The 18,318-nt window shown below is 53.8% G+C and carries 16 protein-coding genes; 10 read left to right on the forward strand and 6 right to left on the reverse strand.

All coding sequences use genetic code 11. The features are described from left to right. Positions 1 to 54 precede the first annotated feature (54 nt). Positions 55 to 717 carry a DedA family protein gene (locus tag ACXIZX_RS15885; RefSeq protein WP_061720572.1) on the forward strand — a complete coding sequence of 221 codons (663 nt, stop codon included), beginning with the start codon at positions 55 to 57 and terminating at the stop codon, positions 715 to 717. Here ACXIZX_RS15885 and ACXIZX_RS15890 read toward each other — a convergent pair whose 3' ends face one another. Next, entirely contained in the window at positions 718 to 1,629 is a 912-nt protein-coding gene (locus ACXIZX_RS15890; RefSeq protein WP_061720571.1) for an AraC family transcriptional regulator, read from the reverse strand. 205 nt (positions 1,630 to 1,834) lie between these two features. Here ACXIZX_RS15890 and dkgA point away from each other — a divergent pair, with 205 nt between their 5' ends. Beyond that, positions 1,835 to 2,662, forward strand: a complete 828-nt coding sequence (dkgA, locus tag ACXIZX_RS15895) for a 2,5-didehydrogluconate reductase DkgA (RefSeq protein ID WP_061720570.1) — start codon at positions 1,835 to 1,837, stop codon at positions 2,660 to 2,662. Between the two features lie 62 nt (positions 2,663 to 2,724). Here the strand turns inward: dkgA and ftsP are convergent, their stop codons facing one another. The 3 genes from ftsP to parC all read right to left on the reverse strand — a co-directional run bounded on the left by ftsP (position 2,725) and on the right by parC (position 7,321). Further along, a complete protein-coding gene (gene ftsP, locus ACXIZX_RS15900) occupies positions 2,725 to 4,152 on the reverse strand; it encodes a cell division protein FtsP (protein ID WP_154155114.1) in 1,428 nt (475 codons plus the stop codon). 119 nt (positions 4,153 to 4,271) lie between these two features. Beyond that, positions 4,272 to 5,009 carry a 1-acylglycerol-3-phosphate O-acyltransferase gene (locus ACXIZX_RS15905; RefSeq protein WP_061720484.1) on the reverse strand — a complete coding sequence of 246 codons (738 nt, stop codon included), beginning with the start codon at positions 5,007 to 5,009 and terminating at the stop codon, positions 4,272 to 4,274. Between the two features lie 41 nt (positions 5,010 to 5,050). Continuing rightward, entirely contained in the window at positions 5,051 to 7,321 is a 2,271-nt protein-coding gene (parC, locus tag ACXIZX_RS15910; RefSeq protein ID WP_479404511.1) for a DNA topoisomerase IV subunit A, read from the reverse strand. A 407-nt stretch (positions 7,322 to 7,728) separates the two neighbouring features. On the opposite strand from parC, the gene ACXIZX_RS15915 reads away from it, so the two are divergent. The 6 genes from ACXIZX_RS15915 (at position 7,729) to ACXIZX_RS15940 (ending at position 13,074) form a co-directional block, all read left to right on the forward strand. Continuing rightward, on the forward strand, positions 7,729 to 9,291 hold the full coding sequence (locus tag ACXIZX_RS15915) for a BglG family transcription antiterminator (RefSeq protein ID WP_479404512.1): 1,563 nt from the start codon (positions 7,729 to 7,731) through the stop codon (positions 9,289 to 9,291). A 17-nt stretch (positions 9,292 to 9,308) separates the two neighbouring features. Then, positions 9,309 to 9,779: a PTS sugar transporter subunit IIA gene (locus tag ACXIZX_RS15920; protein ID WP_479404513.1), complete on the forward strand. Its 471-nt coding sequence runs from the start codon at positions 9,309 to 9,311 to the stop codon at positions 9,777 to 9,779. A gap of 24 nt (positions 9,780 to 9,803) precedes the next feature. Next, positions 9,804 to 10,118, forward strand: a complete 315-nt coding sequence (locus ACXIZX_RS15925) for a PTS fructose transporter subunit IIB (protein WP_008103372.1) — start codon at positions 9,804 to 9,806, stop codon at positions 10,116 to 10,118. Positions 10,119 to 10,129: 11 nt separating this feature from the next. Then, on the forward strand, positions 10,130 to 11,221 hold the full coding sequence (locus ACXIZX_RS15930; RefSeq protein ID WP_061720480.1) for a PTS fructose transporter subunit IIC: 1,092 nt from the start codon (positions 10,130 to 10,132) through the stop codon (positions 11,219 to 11,221). A 9-nt stretch (positions 11,222 to 11,230) separates the two neighbouring features. Then, positions 11,231 to 12,082, forward strand: a complete 852-nt coding sequence (locus ACXIZX_RS15935) for a class II fructose-bisphosphate aldolase (RefSeq protein WP_179452129.1) — start codon at positions 11,231 to 11,233, stop codon at positions 12,080 to 12,082. Between the two features lie 128 nt (positions 12,083 to 12,210). After that, positions 12,211 to 13,074 carry a ketose-bisphosphate aldolase gene (locus tag ACXIZX_RS15940; RefSeq protein ID WP_061720478.1) on the forward strand — a complete coding sequence of 288 codons (864 nt, stop codon included), beginning with the start codon at positions 12,211 to 12,213 and terminating at the stop codon, positions 13,072 to 13,074. Between the two features lie 61 nt (positions 13,075 to 13,135). On the opposite strand, the gene ACXIZX_RS15945 is transcribed toward ACXIZX_RS15940, so the two are convergent. Further along, positions 13,136 to 13,897 carry a transporter substrate-binding domain-containing protein gene (locus tag ACXIZX_RS15945; RefSeq protein ID WP_179452128.1) on the reverse strand — a complete coding sequence of 254 codons (762 nt, stop codon included), beginning with the start codon at positions 13,895 to 13,897 and terminating at the stop codon, positions 13,136 to 13,138. 161 nt (positions 13,898 to 14,058) lie between these two features. Between ACXIZX_RS15945 and ACXIZX_RS15950 the strand changes: the two genes are divergently transcribed. Continuing rightward, complete coding sequence (locus ACXIZX_RS15950) at positions 14,059 to 14,637, forward strand: NAD(P)H-dependent oxidoreductase (protein WP_008103382.1); 579 nt, start codon at positions 14,059 to 14,061, stop codon at positions 14,635 to 14,637. Positions 14,638 to 14,668: 31 nt separating this feature from the next. Continuing rightward, entirely contained in the window at positions 14,669 to 14,977 is a 309-nt protein-coding gene (locus ACXIZX_RS15955; RefSeq protein WP_008103384.1) for a putative quinol monooxygenase, read from the forward strand. An 85-nt stretch (positions 14,978 to 15,062) separates the two neighbouring features. On the opposite strand, the gene ACXIZX_RS15960 is transcribed toward ACXIZX_RS15955, so the two are convergent. Further along, a complete protein-coding gene (locus ACXIZX_RS15960) occupies positions 15,063 to 18,233 on the reverse strand; it encodes an Ig-like domain-containing protein (RefSeq protein ID WP_479404514.1) in 3,171 nt (1,056 codons plus the stop codon). Positions 18,234 to 18,318: the final 85 nt, after the last annotated feature.

An 18,318-nucleotide genomic window follows, 5' to 3' on the forward strand; every position in this document is an offset into this window, starting at 1 on the left:
TACGATGCCACAGAAGGTTAAAATTAGACTCCTTGTGACTCGATGGAATAGCTGATGGGTGTTTTACATGAGATTGTCCAGGCGCTTTGGCATCAGGATTTTGCCGCGCTAGGCAATCCGGATGTCGTTTGGATTGTTTACGGCGTGATGTTTTTAACGCTGTTTCTGGAAAACGGTTTGCTGCCCGCCTCATTCCTGCCGGGCGATAGCCTGCTGTTACTGGCGGGCGCGATGGTCGCCAAAGGTGTGATGGATTTCGTGCCGACGATTGTGATTTTGACCACGGCGGCCAGTCTCGGCTGCTGGCTCAGCTATCTGCAAGGACGCTGGCTCGGCAACACCAAACTGGTGAAAAGCTGGTTACTGCATCTGCCCGCGCAATATCACCAACGCGCGTGGAATATGTTTAATCGCCACGGTTTGATGGCGCTACTGGTTGGCCGCTTCCTCGCTTTTGTGCGCACTTTACTGCCCACCATGGCCGGCATTTCCGGTTTGAACAATGGTCGCTTCCAGCTGTTTAACTGGCTGAGCGGTTTGTTGTGGGTTGGGATTGTAGTGACGCTGGGCTACGGCATCAGCCATGTGCCTTTTATCAAGCGCCATGAAGATCAGGTGATGGCGATCCTGATGATTCTGCCGATCGCGCTGCTGTTTATCGGCCTGGCCGGCAGCATTGTGGTGATCTGGAAAAAACGCCGGCAGAAAGTTTCCTGATTACGACGCGGCGTCAAACGGTAAGGTTTGACGCACGCGGCTCGCCTCTTCTCCCGGCGTCACGCCAAAATAGCGCTTAAACTCACGCGAAAACTGCGATGGACTTTCATAACCGACGCGCACCGCCGCCGCGCTGGCTTTCATGCCATCCTGCAGCATCATCAGGCGCGCCTGATGCAGGCGATAGCGCTTGAGGTATTGCAGCGGCGAGGTTTGCGTCACCGCTTTGAAGTTGTGATGAAACGCCGAAACGCTCATGTTCACTTCGGCGGCCAGCATGTCGACGCTCAGGCTTTCCGCGAAGTGGCTTTCGATGCGACGCAGCGCGCGCGCAATCTGACTAAACTGCGTCTGCCGATTGACCAGCGACAGCAGCGCGCCGCCAATCGGTCCGGTTAATACGTAATAGATGATCTCGCGCACCAGCTGCGGACCGAGCACGCGGGCGTCGCGCGGATTGTTCATCACATCCAGCAAGCGTTCCGCCGCACACAGCATCTCTTCGCTCATAAACGCCGAATGGATGCCGGAGGTTTGCGCCTGTGGCTGGAACTGCTCGTCATCGCCGATATCCATCAGCAAATCCTGCAGGCTGGCAACATCCACGCTTAAACACATGCCGGCCAGCGGCTCCGTCAGCGTGGCTTCGGTTTCACACTCCACCGGCAGCGGCACGGTGAGCATCAGATATTTGGTGGCGTCGTAGTGAAAAACCGTGCTGCCGAGATAACCGGTTTTACGCCCCTGAAACAGAATCACAATGCCGGGTTGATACATCATCGGCGTACGTGGCAAGGTTTCGCAGGCGTAGATCAGCTTGACGTTTTCTACCGCGCACAGCGGCTTATGCAGGTCACTCATCAGCGCAACTACGCGCTGCGCCAGCTGGCGGCAAAGGGCGTCGTTTGGCATGCATCTCTCTCGGGCAGCAAAAAAGTCAGTTTGCCGTAAGGCTGTGCAAAGCTCCACCATTCTGGAGAATCAGGCAAGATTTTTGCAGAAATCCATCAGGCAAAAGTGCCGCCCGCTTGCCACAATGATCCTGAGGTGAGGTTTGTTGACTAGACTTAAGCACATCTTTTCTACGGTAAGTCACTGCAACAGATAAGGAGCAACTATGGCAGAGCAACCCATTATTAAATTGCGCGACGGCAACATGATGCCGCAGCTTGGCCTCGGCGTCTGGCAAGCGAGCATTGAGGATGCGCGAAACGCCATCCTGGAAGCGTTGAAGGTCGGCTATCGCTCCATCGATACCGCCGCTATCTATAAAAATGAGGAAGCGGTTGGGCAAGCGCTGCAAGAGACCGACGTGCCGCGCGAAGACATTTTTATCACTACCAAGCTGTGGAACGACGATCAAACCAACTGGCAGCAGGCGATGGAAACCAGCCTGAAGAAGTTGCAGCTGGAGCAGGTAGATTTATATCTGATGCACTGGCCGTGCCCGGAAAAAGACAACTACGTTGAAGCCTGGAAAGGTTTGATTGAGCTGCAGCAACAGGGCTTAACCAAGAGCATCGGCGTATGTAACTTCCACGAGGCGCACCTGAAGCGTTTGATCGATGAAACCGGTGTGTCGCCGGTAGTGAACCAGATTGAGCTGCATCCGATGCTGCAACAGCGCACGTTGCATGCGTGGAATGCGCTGCACCAGATTCAAACCGAATCCTGGAGCCCGCTGGCGCAAGGCGGGAAAGGCGTATTCGATCAGGAGATTATCCGCGAGCTGGCGAAAAAGTATGGCAAGACGCCGGCACAAATCGTGATCCGCTGGCATCTGGATAGCGGTTTGGTGGTGATTCCGAAGTCGATTACCCCGGAACGTATTCGTGAGAATTTCCAGGTATTTGATTTTAGATTGGATAAAACGGAAGTGAGTGAGATCAGTAAGCTGGATAGCGGTAACCGTTTGGGGCCGGATCCGGAAGCGTTTAACGGGTAGTCATGTTAAAAGGTCGCCATAAATGGCGACCTTACGGTGCGCGGTTATGCGCACCGTTTTTATTAAGAGACCGAATTCACCAGCAACTGCCCCGCCGTCCCGCGATCCGCCATCTCTAAGGTCTGGCTGTAATAGACAAACGGGAAGTGATCCGATGAACTCTGCGGGAAGCTCACCAGCAACTCCACACTGCCATCCACCCACACGGTATCTTTCCAGCCGCGATCTTCACCCATCGGCTGCGCGCCATTGACGTTCTTAATCAGGAACATTACGCCCTGAATATGCAGCGATTGCGGGCGATCGGCATGGATAATCCAGCGCTCAAAGGTGCCCTGCTGCACGGTGGTATCAATGCGGTTCATGTCCCACAGCACGCCATTAATGCCCGGCTCGCTGTCGCCAATGCGGAATTCACGCGTGCGTGTCGCAACGCCATCGAGAATCTGATCCGCCAGCAAACGCATCGGCAGATTGTCAGTGACCAGTGGCAACAAACCGGTTGGGCGTAAGCTCAGCACCAACGTATTGGTCAGAATCGATGATGGCTCAAACAGCCCGCGCAGACGATCCATTAAGCCCGCCGCCGTACCAGCCGTAATCGAGACTTCATCGCCCTGCGACATATCCACCAGCACTTCGCGACGCTCGCCGGGTGCCAGCGTCAGCAGCTGCACCGCCACCGGCGCAGGCAGGAAGCCCTGATCGCTGGCGATCACCGTAAAGGGGCGATTATCGGAGAAGCTGAGATCGAAGCGGCGCGCGTTCGAGCCGTTCAGCAAACGCAAACGCACCCAGCCGCGTGACACTTCGACATAGGGATTTTGCACGCCGTTCACCAGCAGCACGTCGCCGATAAAACCGCCGCTGGATGGCGGGTTATAAACCGGCGTGGCGAAGTTATCGAGGCGCTTGTCCTGAATAATCAGCGGGAAATCATCGACGCCATAATGCTTCGGCAGCGGCAGCGATTTACTCACGTCATCTTCTACCAGCCACATACCGGCGAGCCCGTTGTAGACGTGCGGTGCCATGCGGTTTGGCGTGTTGGCGTGATACCACAATGTGCCCGCGCCCTGACGAATCGGCAGCACCGGCGCCCAGTCAGCTCCCGCCGACATCATGCGCGGCGCACCGCCCATTAACGCGCCCGGCACCTGCAAACCGCTGACGGTCATCGATACCGGTTCGTTGAGGCGGTTGCTGTAAATCAGCTTCACATCGTCGCCGCTGTAAACGCGCACCGTTGGGCCGAGATACATGCCGTTAAAGCCCCACACCGGCACTTTATTGCTGTTGCCGCTGAACGACCAATGACTGCGCTGTAAGGTGAGAAACAGCGGCTGACCGCGACGGGATTCAATCAGCGGTGGAATAGGAAGTGGCGTATCGCCCAATGGCGCGGCGGCGCGGGCGGCGAAAGGCATAGCACCGGAAGCCAGTGCGACACCGGCAGAAAGCTGAATAAACTGACGTCTGCTGCAAGACATAAAACTTCAGACCTTTTGAGCGTGGCGTGAGGACGCCGTGTCCATGTTGTTTTAATTAATTATTAGTTGCTGTGTGGCTTGAGAACGGGGCAGATGATCACCTGCCCCATTTTGGCTGGTCAGAGTTTACCGCTTTTTTCGCGCTCGGCGACTTCGGCGTTCAATTCTTCCAGTTTAGTCGACATTAATTCACGGCAGTGCGTGGCGAGCTTGCGCACCGAGGTGGTAGCGAACTGCGAGGTATCAACCGGCGGCAACATCTCAACAATCACCAGACCGTTGTTCCAGCGGTTCAGCTTGATCTTGTCGTGGGTGTTAGAAACCACGATCGGAATGATCGGCACACCTGCCGCAACCGCCGCATGAAACGCGCCGGTTTTGAACGGCAGCAGACCACGTCCGCGACTGCGCGTCCCTTCCGGGAACATCCAGAACGAGATGCGCTTTTTGTTGAACTGATCCACCAGCTCGCCGATGGTGCCGTGCGCTTTGGAGCGGTTATCGCGGTCAATCAGCAGGTTACCGGTCAGCCAGTAGAGCTGGCCAAAGAACGGAATCCACAGCAGGCTTTTCTTGCCCACGGTCACCGTGGTCGGCTGCACGATTTTCGCTGCCGTGATCATGTCGTAGTTGTTCTGGTGGTTGGCGATATAGATCGCGTTACCGTAATGCGCGGCTTCCGCCGGTTTACGCAGTTCCACCTTGAGACCAAATACCGTCGACAGACGACCGAGCATATGGCCGAACGTCGCAACATGACGCGGGTTACGCGGTGAAAACAGACACCAGATACTGCCGAAGATACAAACCAGAATCGAATAAACAATAACAATAATTGCTCGTAAAATTAGTAACATAGATTCCTCAAATTGGGCATTCCATCGCCTGAATTACAGCGTTACTCTTCACTCGCGTCGGCTTTCGGACGCGCTGGTGCATTCACTTCTACGCTATCGATGCGTTGCAGGCCACGCGCCACGCTGCCGCGACGACCGCGATCGGCACGCACTTTCTGCAGATCTTCATCACGCATGATCAGCTTACGTTTACCGACATACACGGTGATCGAGGCGCCTGGCGGCAGAATCAGCAACCATTGTAGTTTGTCGGTGCCCGCAGCGGCTTCCGCTGAAGGGATCGAGATGATCTTGTTGCCTTTGCCTTTCGACATCTGAGGCAGATCGCCAACCGGGAACATCAACATGCGTCCGGCCTGGGTAATCGCCAGCAGCATATCATCGCCCGAATGCACCGCTATTGGCGTCATCACTTTGGCATTTTCCGGCAGCGTCAGCAGCGCTTTACCGGCACGGTTGCGCGATACCAGATCGGCAAAGGTACAGATGAAGCCGTAACCGGCGTCAGAGGCCATCAACAGCTTCTGATCGTCGGGCTCCATCAGCACCTGTTCAATCACCGCGCCCGGCGGTGGCGTCAGTTTGCCAGTGAGCGGTTCGCCCTGCCCGCGCGCGGACGGCAATGACGTCGGATCCAGCGTGTAGCTGCGTCCGGTGGAGTCGATAAAGGCCACCGGCTGATTGCTCTTACCGCGTGCAGCGGCCAGATAGCTGTCGCCCGCTTTGTAGCTCAGGCCCGCCGGATCGATATCGTGACCTTTGGCGCTGCGCACCCAACCCATCTGCGACAGCACGATGGTTACCGGCTCGGCGCTCACCAGCTCAGTTTCGCTCAGCGCTTTGGCTTCTTCGCGTTCGCGTAGCGGCGAACGGCGATCGTCGCCGTAGGTTTGGCTATCAGCCAGCAGCTCTTTCTTCAGCAGATTGCTCATCTTGCGCTCGGACGCCAGAATCGCCTGCAGCTGATCGCGCTCTTTTTCCAGATCCGCTTGCTCACCGCGAATCTTCATCTCTTCCAGTTTGGCGAGATGACGCAATTTGAGTTCGAGAATTGCTTCGGCCTGGGTTTCGCTGATGTCAAAGCGCGACATCAGCACCGGCTTAGGCTCATCCTCGGTACGGATGATGTGGATCACTTCATCAATATTGAGGAACGCCACCAGCATACCTTCAAGGATATGCAGACGACGCAGCACGCGGTCTAAACGATAGTTGAGGCGGCGCGTCACGGTATCGCGACGATACACCAGCCACTCAGAGAGGATTTCCAGCAGGTTTTTCACCGCCGGACGGTTATCCAGTCCGATCATGTTCAGGTTAACGCGGTAGCTTTTTTCCAGATCGGTGGTGGCAAACAAGTGATTCATCACCTGCTCGAGATCCACACGGTTGGAACGCGGCACAATCACTAAACGCGTTGGGTTTTCGTGGTTGGACTCATCACGCAGATCTTCCACCATCGGCAGCTTTTTATTGCGCATCTGGTTAGCAATCTGCTCCAGTACGCGTGCGCCCGAAACCTGATGCGGCAGCGCGGTGATCACCACATCGCCATCTTCCTTTTTCCACACCGCGCGCTGGCGAATCGAACCACGTCCGCTTTCATAAATCTTACGGATTTCGTTGCGTGGCGTGATGATTTCCGCTTCGGTCGGGTAATCCGGACCTTGCACAATATCCAGCAGCTCATGCAGCGTGGTGTTCGGGTTGTCGATCAGCTTGACCGCCGCTTCCGCCACTTCGCGCAGGTTATGCGGCGGAATGTCCGTCGCCATGCCCACGGCGATGCCGGTGGTGCCGTTCAGCAGAATGTTGGGCAGGCGCGCCGGCAACATCTTCGGCTCCTGCATGGTGCCGTCGAAGTTCGGAATGTAGTCAGACGTGCCCTGACCGAGCTCGCCTAGCAGGATTTCAGCGTATTTCGACAGGCGCGATTCGGTGTAACGCATCGCGGCGAAGGATTTCGGATCGTCCGGCGCACCCCAGTTTCCCTGGCCATCCACCAGCGGATAGCGGTAAGAGAACGGCTGCGCCATCAACACCATCGCTTCATAACAGGCGCTGTCGCCGTGCGGATGGTATTTACCCAATACGTCACCGACGGTACGCGCCGATTTTTTGAATTTGGCATTGGAATTGAGGCCCAATTCCGACATGGCATACACAATACGGCGCTGCACTGGCTTGAGGCCATCGCCGATGTACGGCAGCGCGCGGTCCATGATCACGTACATGGAGTAGTTCAGGTACGCGTTTTCCGTAAACGTGTGCAGGGCAAGACGCTCTGCACCATCCTGCGTCAATTCGCTCATTCAGCTCGCATCCTCACTTCGTGGCCCGCAACGGCGGGACATCCGGCGGTCATTTGGCGAGGATATTACCTTATTCGTACGGTTTAGTCACAGAGAAGCCCGTTCAGCAAACAGAAACGGCTTACATTTAATAACGTGATATTGGTTGGAAAATTAAAACGGAATGGGAGCCATGTCACAGGGAATATCGCTAATAATATGTGAGCAACTTCGCAATTAATATCCCGATGCATTTAGCGTATTAATAGTGTCCGCAAGCCGGGACAACATTTAGTATTGTTGCTTACTGATTCCTCTCCTAAATTCATACTCAACAAGCACCACATTTTTGCGCTTCTGATTTCTGGCATGGAATAAATATAAACATCAATTAGCCATAAACGTTTTGCCAAAATAAGGGTGACCGAATGCAAATACTGACTTCGCGACAACACCGATTAGTAAAATTGCTGCTGCATCATGCCGCACCGCAGCCGAGTAAAGCGTTAGCGACACAGCTTGGCGTGTCGGAGAAAACCATTCAGCGCGATTTGCAGTGGCTGGAGAGCTGGCTGAGCGACTGGTCGCTGCAGCTGGAAAAAATGCCGGGACGCGGCGTGCGCCTGCGAGTGGACGATTTACAGCAGCGGCTGCAGCTGGAGCAGCAGCTGAATGGCGACGAAAGCAGCTCAGATGCGCTGAGCCACAACAGCCGGCGAGTGAAGATTGCTTCGCAGCTATTGAGTGATGCACCACGCGCGACCTCAATCAGCAAATTGTCAGAGCGCTACTTTATCAGCCATGCGTCGATCGTGAATGACCTGAAAGTAATTGAAGAGTGGCTGCTGCCGTTGGGTTTGGTACTGCAGCGCGGCCCCGGCGGCACGCATATTGAAGGCAATGAGCAGACGCTGCGCCAGGCGATGGTGTCGCTGATTAATGATGTGATGCAGCAGAACGTCGCCGGCACGCCGCTGCTTCCGCGGCTCGATCCCGGCAGCCAGCAGGCGCTGGTGCACTATTTTGGCGATGAGGATGTGGCTTTTGTGCAGGCGCTGCTGCAACAGATGGAGCAGCAGCTGAGTTATCCGCTGGGCGACGCATGGTACCTCAATCTCTGCACCCATATTCTGATCATGATGCATCGCATGGCGCAAGGTAACGCGCTGGCGCTGGAAACGCTAACCAGCGCGCAGGATCTCGACCAGCGTATTCTCAACATTGCCCAGCAGATGGTGGTCCAGATTGAACAGCGCATGTGCTGCGCATTGCCAGCCGATGAAGTGGGTTTTATTTATCAATATATTGTCTCGTCCGGCATTGTGGTGGAAGAGCGTGGTGATAATGCGCCGCTGCATAATCAATTTTCCACCGCTGAATCCGTGAAAATAACCTGTGAATTAATCGATCGTTTCGCGTCATTTATTCAGCAGGACTTATCACAGGACCGATTATTATTTGAAGGGTTATTAGTCCATATAAAGCCATTATTAAATCGACTCAAATATCACATTAATATTCGCAATCCGCTGCTGGAAGATATTCAGCAGGAGATGAAGGAAATATTTTCCTTAACTCAACAGGCGATGCAATTAACCGCGCGCAGCCAGGGACTTTCATCAGTGGCGGATGACGAAATAGGTTATCTGTGCGTGCATTTCCAGGCGGCGCTGGAGCGACAAATTGCCCACAAACGCATTCTGGTGGTGTGCTCGAGCGGCGTCGGGACCTCGCATTTGCTGAAGAGTCGCATCCTGCGCGCCTTCCCGGATTGGGCGATTGTCGGCGTAGTTTCCGCCAGCAATCACGCGGAGTTTTGCCAGCGAGAAACGGTGGATTTGGTGATCACCACCATTCACCTCAATGCCGGATCGGTTCCGGCGGTGTATGTCAGTGCCTTTTTTAACGATGACGATATTCGGCGGGTGACAGACGCCATGATTGGCAGCCAGCTGCCCGACGGCGCCTCCTGCGCTTTGGCTGAACATTAATTGAATGAGGATTGATCATGGATATTTCGCGCATTCTGACGCCACGCCGCGTTAACCTGGCGCTGACCGCCACCACCAAAGAACAAGCGATTAATGAGCTGACCGATTTGCTCTACCACGACGGCGCCATCAGCGACCGCGCCGCCTTTATCGAAGACGTCTGGTTGCGTGAAGCCGAAGGCTCCACCGGCTTCGAAAATCACATTGCCATTCCGCACGGTAAATCCGCCGCGGTGAAACAAACCACGCTCGCCATTGGTCGCACCCAACACGACATTCCGTGGGAAACACTCGATGGCAGCCAGGTGCGCTGCATCATCCTGTTCGCGGTGCGACTGGAAGATCAGAACACCACTCATATTCGCCTGTTGTCGCAGGTGGCCAGTGCGCTGGCCGATGATGAGGTGATAGCCCAACTGCTGGTCGAAAACGATGCCAGCAATATCATCCGGCTGCTTAGTCAGTACGCCGAAACCGACCTCTGTTAACACCCTAACTCTCTGAGGTGACACATGAATATCGTCTGTGTAGCGGCCTGCACGGCAGGCATCGCGCATACCTATATTGCGCGCGAAAAACTGATTAAAGGGGCCCACGCGTTGGGCCACACCATCCACGTTGAAACTCAGGGCACCATCGGCACCGAAACGGCGTTGACGCAGGAAGACATCGCCGCCGCTGACGTGGTGATCCTCGCCGTGGACGTGAAGATCAAAGGCGAGGAGCGCTTTCAGGGCAAACCCATTGTGCGAGTGAAAACCGAAGTGGTGATCAAATCACCGGTGAAATTCCTCGAAAAAGTGGCGGATTCACTGGCGCGCGCCTGAGGAGATCCATCATGAATGACAACAAACGTCAGTACGGCCAGGAGATCAAAGGGCATTTGCTCACCGGGATCTCGTGGATGATCCCGCTGATCGTCGCCGCCGGAATCTGCATCGCGCTCGGCCAGGTGATCGGCGGCCCGGATGTTGGCAAACAGACCGGCACTATCGCCTGGATGCTCAACCAGATCGGTGGCTGGGGCATGGGCTTGATCGTGCCGCTGATCAGCGCGGCGATCGCCTACTCAATTGCCGATCGTCCCGGCTTTGCGCCTGGCCTGATCGTCGGTTTTATCTGCGGGCAGATTGGTACCGGCTTTATCGGCGGCATCTTCGGTGGCTTCCTGGTCGGTTACACGGTGCTGCTGTTGCGCCGAACCATTAAGTTACCGAAATCGATGCAGGGTTTGATGCCGATTATGGTGCTACCGGTGCTGAGCACCATCATCGCCGGGCTGCTAATGATGACCTTTATCGGCCAGCCGATTGTCTGGCTGCAAAAGGCGCTTATCGCCCTGCTGGAGTCGATGCAGGGCGGCTCGAAGTTTGTGATGGGCGCGATTCTCGGCGCGATGGCCACCTTCGATTTCGGCGGTCCGGTGAATAAAACCATGTCGCTGTTCGCCGACGGCATGCTGGTTGACGGCATTTACGGGCCGGAAGCGGTGAAGTTTGTCGGCTCGATGATTCCGCCGTTCGGCATCACGCTCTCTTACCTGCTGAGCCGCAACAAATACACCAAAGCGGAAAAAGAGGCACTGAAAGCCGCCTTCCCGATGGGCATCTGCATGATTACCGAAGGGGTGATTCCGATTGCGGCGCGCGACCTGTTCCGCGTGGTCGGCAGCTGCGTGGTGGCCTCCGCTATCGCCGGTGGGCTGATTATGGTGTGGGGCGTTGGCGCACCGGTGCCGCACGGCGGCATGTTTGTGGTGCCACTGTTCACCAAACCCTGGCTGTTCTGTTTAGCGCTCGGCATCGGCACCACGGTGTGCGGCGTGATGCTATCGGTACTGAAAAAGCCGGTTACGCAGGCGGATGAAGAGTTCGATGACGTGGAAGCCCCCGGCATCCGCGATGAAGAGATCAAATTCACTCTGGAATAAGGAGCCACCATGTTTGCCATGATGAACGACCTGATTCAGGCCGCCGCCCAGCAGCGTTATGCGGTGCTGGCAATCAACTGCTTCAACCTGGAAACCGCGCGCGCCGCCATTCAGGCCGCCGAACAGCAGCGCGCCCCGCTGATCCTCAATGTGTATCAGGGACACAGCGCGCACTTCCCGCCCGCTGTCGCGGTGCCGTTAGTGCGAGCGCTAGCCAATGCCGCCAGCGTGCCGGTGGCGCTGGCACTCGATCACGGCAAAGCCTTTCCGCTGATTGGTCAGGCGTTTCGCGCCGGTTTTACCGGCTTGATGATCGACGCCTCGTCTGAGCCGCTCGCCGAGAATATTCGCCAGACCGCCGCCGTAGTGAAGATGGCGCATACCGCCGGCGTTTGCGTCGAAGGCGAGCTGGGGCATATCGCCGATGCACCGACCTACGAGCTGGCTGATGCCTCGGTGAAGATGACGCAGGTGGCCGATGTGCTGCCGTTTATCGAGCAGACCAATATCGATCTGCTGGCTATATCGGTTGGCACTGCGCACGGACTTTATCCGGCTGGCGTGAAGCCGAAGATTGATTTTCAACGACTTCAGGAGCTGCATGCGGTGTCCACGCGACCGTTGGCGCTGCATGGCGGATCGGGCACACCGGCCGAGGATATTCGCCGCGTCAGCGAGTTTGGTGTCGCCAAGATCAACGTCGGTGCGGCGGTGTTTGATGCCGGAAAAATGGCGGTTGAGCAGGCCCTGAAGCAGCATCCGCATGCTGAACTCGCCGACTTGCTTGGGCTGATGGAATCTGCCTGCCGCGAGGTGGTAGTCGAGTATCTGAGCTGGTCGGGATCGGCGGGCAAGGTTTAAGTGCGGCGTTAATTGGTGGTCGCCATGAATGGCGACCCTACAAAGCATTGTCAATTTCACATTCATATCCACTATCGGGTCGGCGCGTGCGTCGGCTCCAGTAAAACTCACGTTGAGGAAATATTAACATGTTGATTTCAATGAAAGAGATGTTGGCACCGACTCGTGAACACCGTTACGCCATTGGCGCGTTTAACGTGGCTGACAGCTGCTTTATCCGCGCGGTAGTTGAAGAAGCCGAGGCCACCAATACGCCGGCGATCATCTCCATCCACCCGAGCGAACTGGAGTTTGTCACCGATGAGTTCTTTGGCTACGTGCGCGAACGCACTCTGAAAAGCAAAGTGCCGTTCACCATTCACCTCGATCACGGCGCGTCTATCGCTCAGGTGCTGCGAGCCATTCAGTGCGGCTTTACTTCGGTGATGATCGATGGCTCTCTGCTGCCTTATGAAGAGAACGTGGCACTGACCAAAGAAGTGGTGAAGCTGGCGCACGCGGTGGGCGTTTCAGTGGAAGGGGAACTCGGCACCATCGGCGATACCGGCACTTCAGTGGAAGGTGGTGTGAGTAAAGTGATCTACACCGAACCGGCGCAGGCGGAGGATTTTGTGCAGCGTACCGGCGTGGATACGCTGGCGGTGGCGATTGGCACCGCGCACGGCATCTACCCGAAAAATATGAAGCCTGAGCTGCAGATGCATATCCTCAGAGACATTTCACAGCGCACCACTATTCCGTTGGTGCTGCACGGCGGTTCAGCTAATCCGGATGCCGAGATTGCGGAAGCGGTAACGTTAGGCGTAGGGAAAATCAATATATCCAGCGACATGAAGTTCGCCTATTTCGATAAGCTGCGTGAGATTCTGGCACGTGAAACCTGGTGGGATCCGAATGTGATTTATCCGGATGCGATTGCTGCGGCGAAGTCAGTGATTCGCTACAAGATGAATCTGTTTGGTGGGCTGGGTAAGGCGAGTTTGTATCGTTGAGTTCTGCTGTAAGGTGCGCACTATTGCGCACCGGGTACATAGGTCGCCATGAATGGCGACCCTACTTCACGCCTAACCATTTCTTAGCCATCTGGGCGTATTCGCCGGTGGCGGTGCTGAGATGTAGCCACTGATCGACATACAGTTTCCAGCTCATATCATCGCGCGGGATCATGTAGGCCTTCTCGCCGTACTGCATCGGTTTGTCCGGATTGATGGCGCACAGCGTTGGATAATGCTGCTGCTGGAACAGCGCTTCGGACGCATCGGTGATCATCACATCCGCTTTGTTATCGACTAACTGCTGGAAAATCCCGACGTTGTCAGCCAGTTGCAGCGTCGCCTGCGGTAAATGGCTGTGCACGAAGGCTTCGTTGGTGCCGCCCGCCGGTTCGATCACTCGCACGCTCGCCTTGTTGATCTGCTCAACCGTTTGGTATTTCGCTTTGTCATCGCAGCGTACCAGCGGGATTTTGCCATCGACGCCGAGCGGCTGCGCGAACCAGGCGATCTGCTGGCGCTTGAGCGTGACAGATACGCCGCCCAGTGCGATATCACACTGCTTCGCCACAAAATCATCACTCAGGGTTTTCCAGGTGGTTGGTACCCACTCGACTTTCGCGCCGAGGCTCGCCGCCAGCGATTGCGCCATGCTGATATCCAATCCTTCGTATTGGCCATCGCTGCGCAAATAGCTATAAGGCTTGTAATCGCCGGTGGTACAAACTTTTAAGGTCTTGCTTGCGCGGATGTCATCAAGGTGGGATTGCGCCTGAGCAGCGCCAGTCACCAGAAGTAATGCACTCAGTATCGCGGTTTTCATGGTTTCTTCTTTTTAGGGTTGATGTTGGTTTGCACGCGGATTGTTTCATAATCGTCCGCATTATTGCTTTATTAGCAAAAGTGTTGTGATCAATCACGCATTTTTCTCGCTCCTGCGCGCGCGTAGAGTGTGCGGCATCAACCAGAAACGGAGCGGATTAGATGAATTTTTTAATTATCGATGGCGGCAAAACCTTCGCCCATTCGAAAGGCGAACTGAACCATACCTTGACTGACGTGGCTGCCAGCCAGCTGCGCGACCTTGGCCATCAAGTACAGGTGACCATCGCCGATAGCGATTACAACGTGGCAGAAGAAGTGCAGAAGTATCTCGACAGCGATGTGGTGATTTATCAGATGCCGGGCTGGTGGATGGGCGAGCCGTGGACGGTGAAAAAATACATCGATGATGTCTTCACTGAAGGTCACGGTTCACTGTATGCCAGCGATGGTCGCACGCGTAGCGATGCCGGTAAAAAGTACGGTTCTGGCGGCCTGATTCAGGGTAAGAAATACATGTTGTCATTGACCTGGAACGCGCCACTGGAAGCCTTTAACGATCCTGAGCAGTTCTTCGAAGGCGTGGGCGTGGATGGCTTATATCTGCACTTCCATAAAGCCAACCAGTTCCTCGGCATGGAAGGTTTGCCGACCTTTATCTGTAACGATGTGATTAAAATGCCGGACGTGCCGCGCGATATCGAACGTTATCGGACTCATCTCAGCCAGATCTTTGCTTAACTGTAAGCACCCAGGGAAAAGAGGAAGCGCTATGTTAACCGTCGTTGCAGAAATTTGTGTCAAACCAGGCCGCCGTCAGGTGGTGCTGGATGCGATTAATCAGCTGATTCCAACCGTGCTGGAAGAGGATGGCTGCCATCAATATGACGCCTTAGTGGATCATCAGGCACAAGTGCCGTGGAAACAGAATTCACCCGATTCGATTTTCATGCTGGAATTGTGGGAATCACTGCGCCATCTGGAGCAGCATCAGCAGATGCCGCATATGGATGCGCATCGCGCGCTGATTAAAGATGAAGTGGTTGATGTAAAGATTCTGGTGCTGGAAGCGGCTAAATAAGTCGATTTTCTTTGTCGTTCAGTATCATGCATAAAAAAAGCCCCGATCTTACGACCGGGGCTTTTGTTTAGCAGCTAATCAGGGATTAGTGCTGTTGTTCCTGCATCAAATGCTGTGGAACCATTACTTCAGCATCGCCACCGTTGTTCTGGTAAACGTTGTATTCAACGCCTGCCACGGTTACGGTGCCATTTGCCTGGCTCCAGTTGCTCACTTCTTCACCTTTCGGCAAGATGTCTTCCAGCTTCAGATCTTCACCGGCTTTTTCCGACACAATCATCTGGGTTTTACCGTTGTCGATGAACAGTGAATCATTGCCCTGAGACATGATGTCATTCAGTGACATGTTCATCAGACCTTCGTTCAAGCCCGCGATGCTGAACAGACCACCAATATCTGGTGGACCTGGAGGCGTGGTATCAACTTCGATATTGAATTCTGTATCAAGCGTTTTTTCGTTCCCAGCCAGGTCACGAATACCTACGCTGAACACGTATTCATGGTCTGGCAGTTCTGCGGTTTCAATTTTCCAGGCACCATTTACGATAGTTACTTTTCCAAGTTCCATCGTGATGGTATCAATAACTGTATCGTTTGCATCTTTTACCTGGTAGGTTCCATACAGCACAGCGATGTCACCATTACTACCCGTACCTTTCATGATCAAGGTGTTATCGTTGATGCTTGCACCTTCACCCACCAGCTCTTCACGATTGGTATTATCTTTATAAACACCATCGAAAGTGCCGGTGGTTGGTGCTGTGGTATCAACAGTAAAGCTGATGCCACCACTGACTGGACCTTTCACACCTGAGGCGCTTTCAGGCTGAGCAGTAATTTTGTGCGAACCTTCAGGAAGCACAGGCGTCTCAAATTTCCATTCACCGTTTGCAACTTTCACACGGCCAATTTCAACATCGTTATCATAAATGATGACTGTAGAACCATCGACACCCTTACCTTGCAGAGTCGGTTTGGTATCGTCAGTCATATCACCATCTTTGATCAGACCTTTAACTGGGCCGACGTCATCGTGCAGCTCAAACGCTTCCAATGCGTCCGGCATCTCGGTATCGATGATCACTTTAATCGGATCGGATCCCTCGGAGGAGTTACCCGCCGGATCGGTGATTACAACGATGACTTCATACTCACCATCAGGAATTGGGTCTGTCGGGTTAACAATCCAGTTACCGCCCGCACCAACAACGGCTGAACCGATTACCGTTTCATCACCATTTTCATCTCTAACAATGATTTCTACTGTATCGCCTTCGTCAGCGCCACCGCCCTTAAATTCAGGACGTGGATCATCAATCTCATCCCCTGGAAGTACTGGACCCGTTTTATCACCTACATTATCGATTATTTCCGGTATGGTCGGCTTGGTTGGCGGCATGGTGTCAACAATGATCACGATAGGATCAGAACCAGGAGAGCGCTTGCCACCTGACTCAACTTCAACCACTAACGAATGCTCGCCATCTCCATCTGCACTGGCAGGAAGTTCAAATTCCCATTTACCTTTGTCATCAACAACAGCGCTACCCACTACTACACCATTATCAATGATGTAAATGATATCGCCTTCATTGCCTGCGCCACGCAACAACGGGGTGGTGTCATTGGTGGAATCACCGTCCATCAGAGGAATTTCAGTGTCGCCATTGTTAGCAACGATTTCGTCAATTTTACCTGGCGGCAAGATGTTTGGATCAACGATCAGTTTGAATTCTTCTGATTTACCTGAGGTGTTACCGCCTTTAGATTGTGCATCAACGCGCAGGCTGTGTTCACCGTCGGCTAAATCCAACTCGATTGACCACTCGCCACGCGGGCCAGCAACAACGCTTGCGATGATTTCGTTGCCATCCCAGATACGTACCAGTGAACCTGCATCAGCGGTACCGGAAAGCTTAGGCGTTTTATCATCGGTGGTATCACCCGATTTCAGTGGGCCCTGAGAACGACCTTCATCGTCATAGACCTCTCCCAGAGACGGATTTCCTGGTACTGAGTTGTCAAGGTTGATGATGAAGTTATCTGATTTCGCGCTTGGTTTACCGTGACGATCCATATATTGAGCACTAAATACATATGAACCATCAGCGGTCAACGTTGGCTCAAAGGTCCAGCGGCCGTCATCGCCAGCCTTAACTGTTCCGATAGGATCGGCGCCATTACCGTAGATATAAACCATTGAACCTGGCTGAGCGACACCGCTCAACGTCGGTGTAGTGTCATTGGTATATTGGTTTGAAGACAGGTAATCCAGCGTTCCTTCATTATCAACGACGCGCATAATTTCCGGAGCGTCTGGTGCAGTACCATCGACGACAAGGATCTGCTGAACTGCTGTGCCCCAGTTGCCTGCACGATCAACATAACGGGTCTGATAAAAATAGGTGCCATCCGCAATTTCGATGGAAGGAAGTGTCCACGTACCATCTGTTTTAGTCATGGTAGTGTAGATGACATTATTCAGAATCACCTGAACTAAAATGTTTGGTTCAGCGTTTTTGCCATTTGGATTAAGGATATTTTTCGAGACATATGTTGGTTCTACCGCTTTATCATTTTGAGCGAAAGTACCAAAGTCAGTCGGTGCAACAACTGCATGCGATGCTTCTGCAATATCCGAATCAGCAAATACCACATTACCGCTGGCGATGCTCAATTTGAACGCTGGTGATTTCACACTTTCGTTGCCATTAGCATCTTTAGCAGTGACCGTCAGGCTATGTTCACCATTGTTGAGGTCTGGGGTGATCGTCCACGCACCCATGCTGTTCGTTTTCACAGAAGCGATTGGCGTTGTACCAGCATTATCATACAGATAGACGATGGAATTAGGCTCAGCAACACCTGAAAGTACCGGCTTGCGTTCATCGCTGCTGTCGCCTGGCGTCAGGTTGCCTTTGTCGCTACCGGTGTTATCAACTGCGCGCCAGATTTCAGGCTGTGCTGGGGCTGATTTATCAACGCTAACAATATAGGTGCCAACTTTACCACGGTTAGTTGCCTTATCAATAATGATAACTTGTAAGGTATGCATGCCTTCAGCCCAACCACCAGGAGGAGTGAAAGACCACAATCCTTCAGCACTTATTGGGGTTGTATAAGTCACACCGTCAATAATAATTTCGGCTACTCCACCTTTCGCATCTGGAGCTTTTCTATCTGTCCATTTGAAATCAGTGTCTTTAGTATAAATATAGTTTACATTTGAAATTTCATTAATGCTGTTATTCGCCATGAGCATATTCCTTTTAAACATGGATTCTTGGTGTCCGGAAATCCCTCCGGAGCGAAATCATTTTCGGTTAGTTAGTGAAACGCGT

The organism is Candidatus Pantoea symbiotica, from assembly GCF_056491525.1.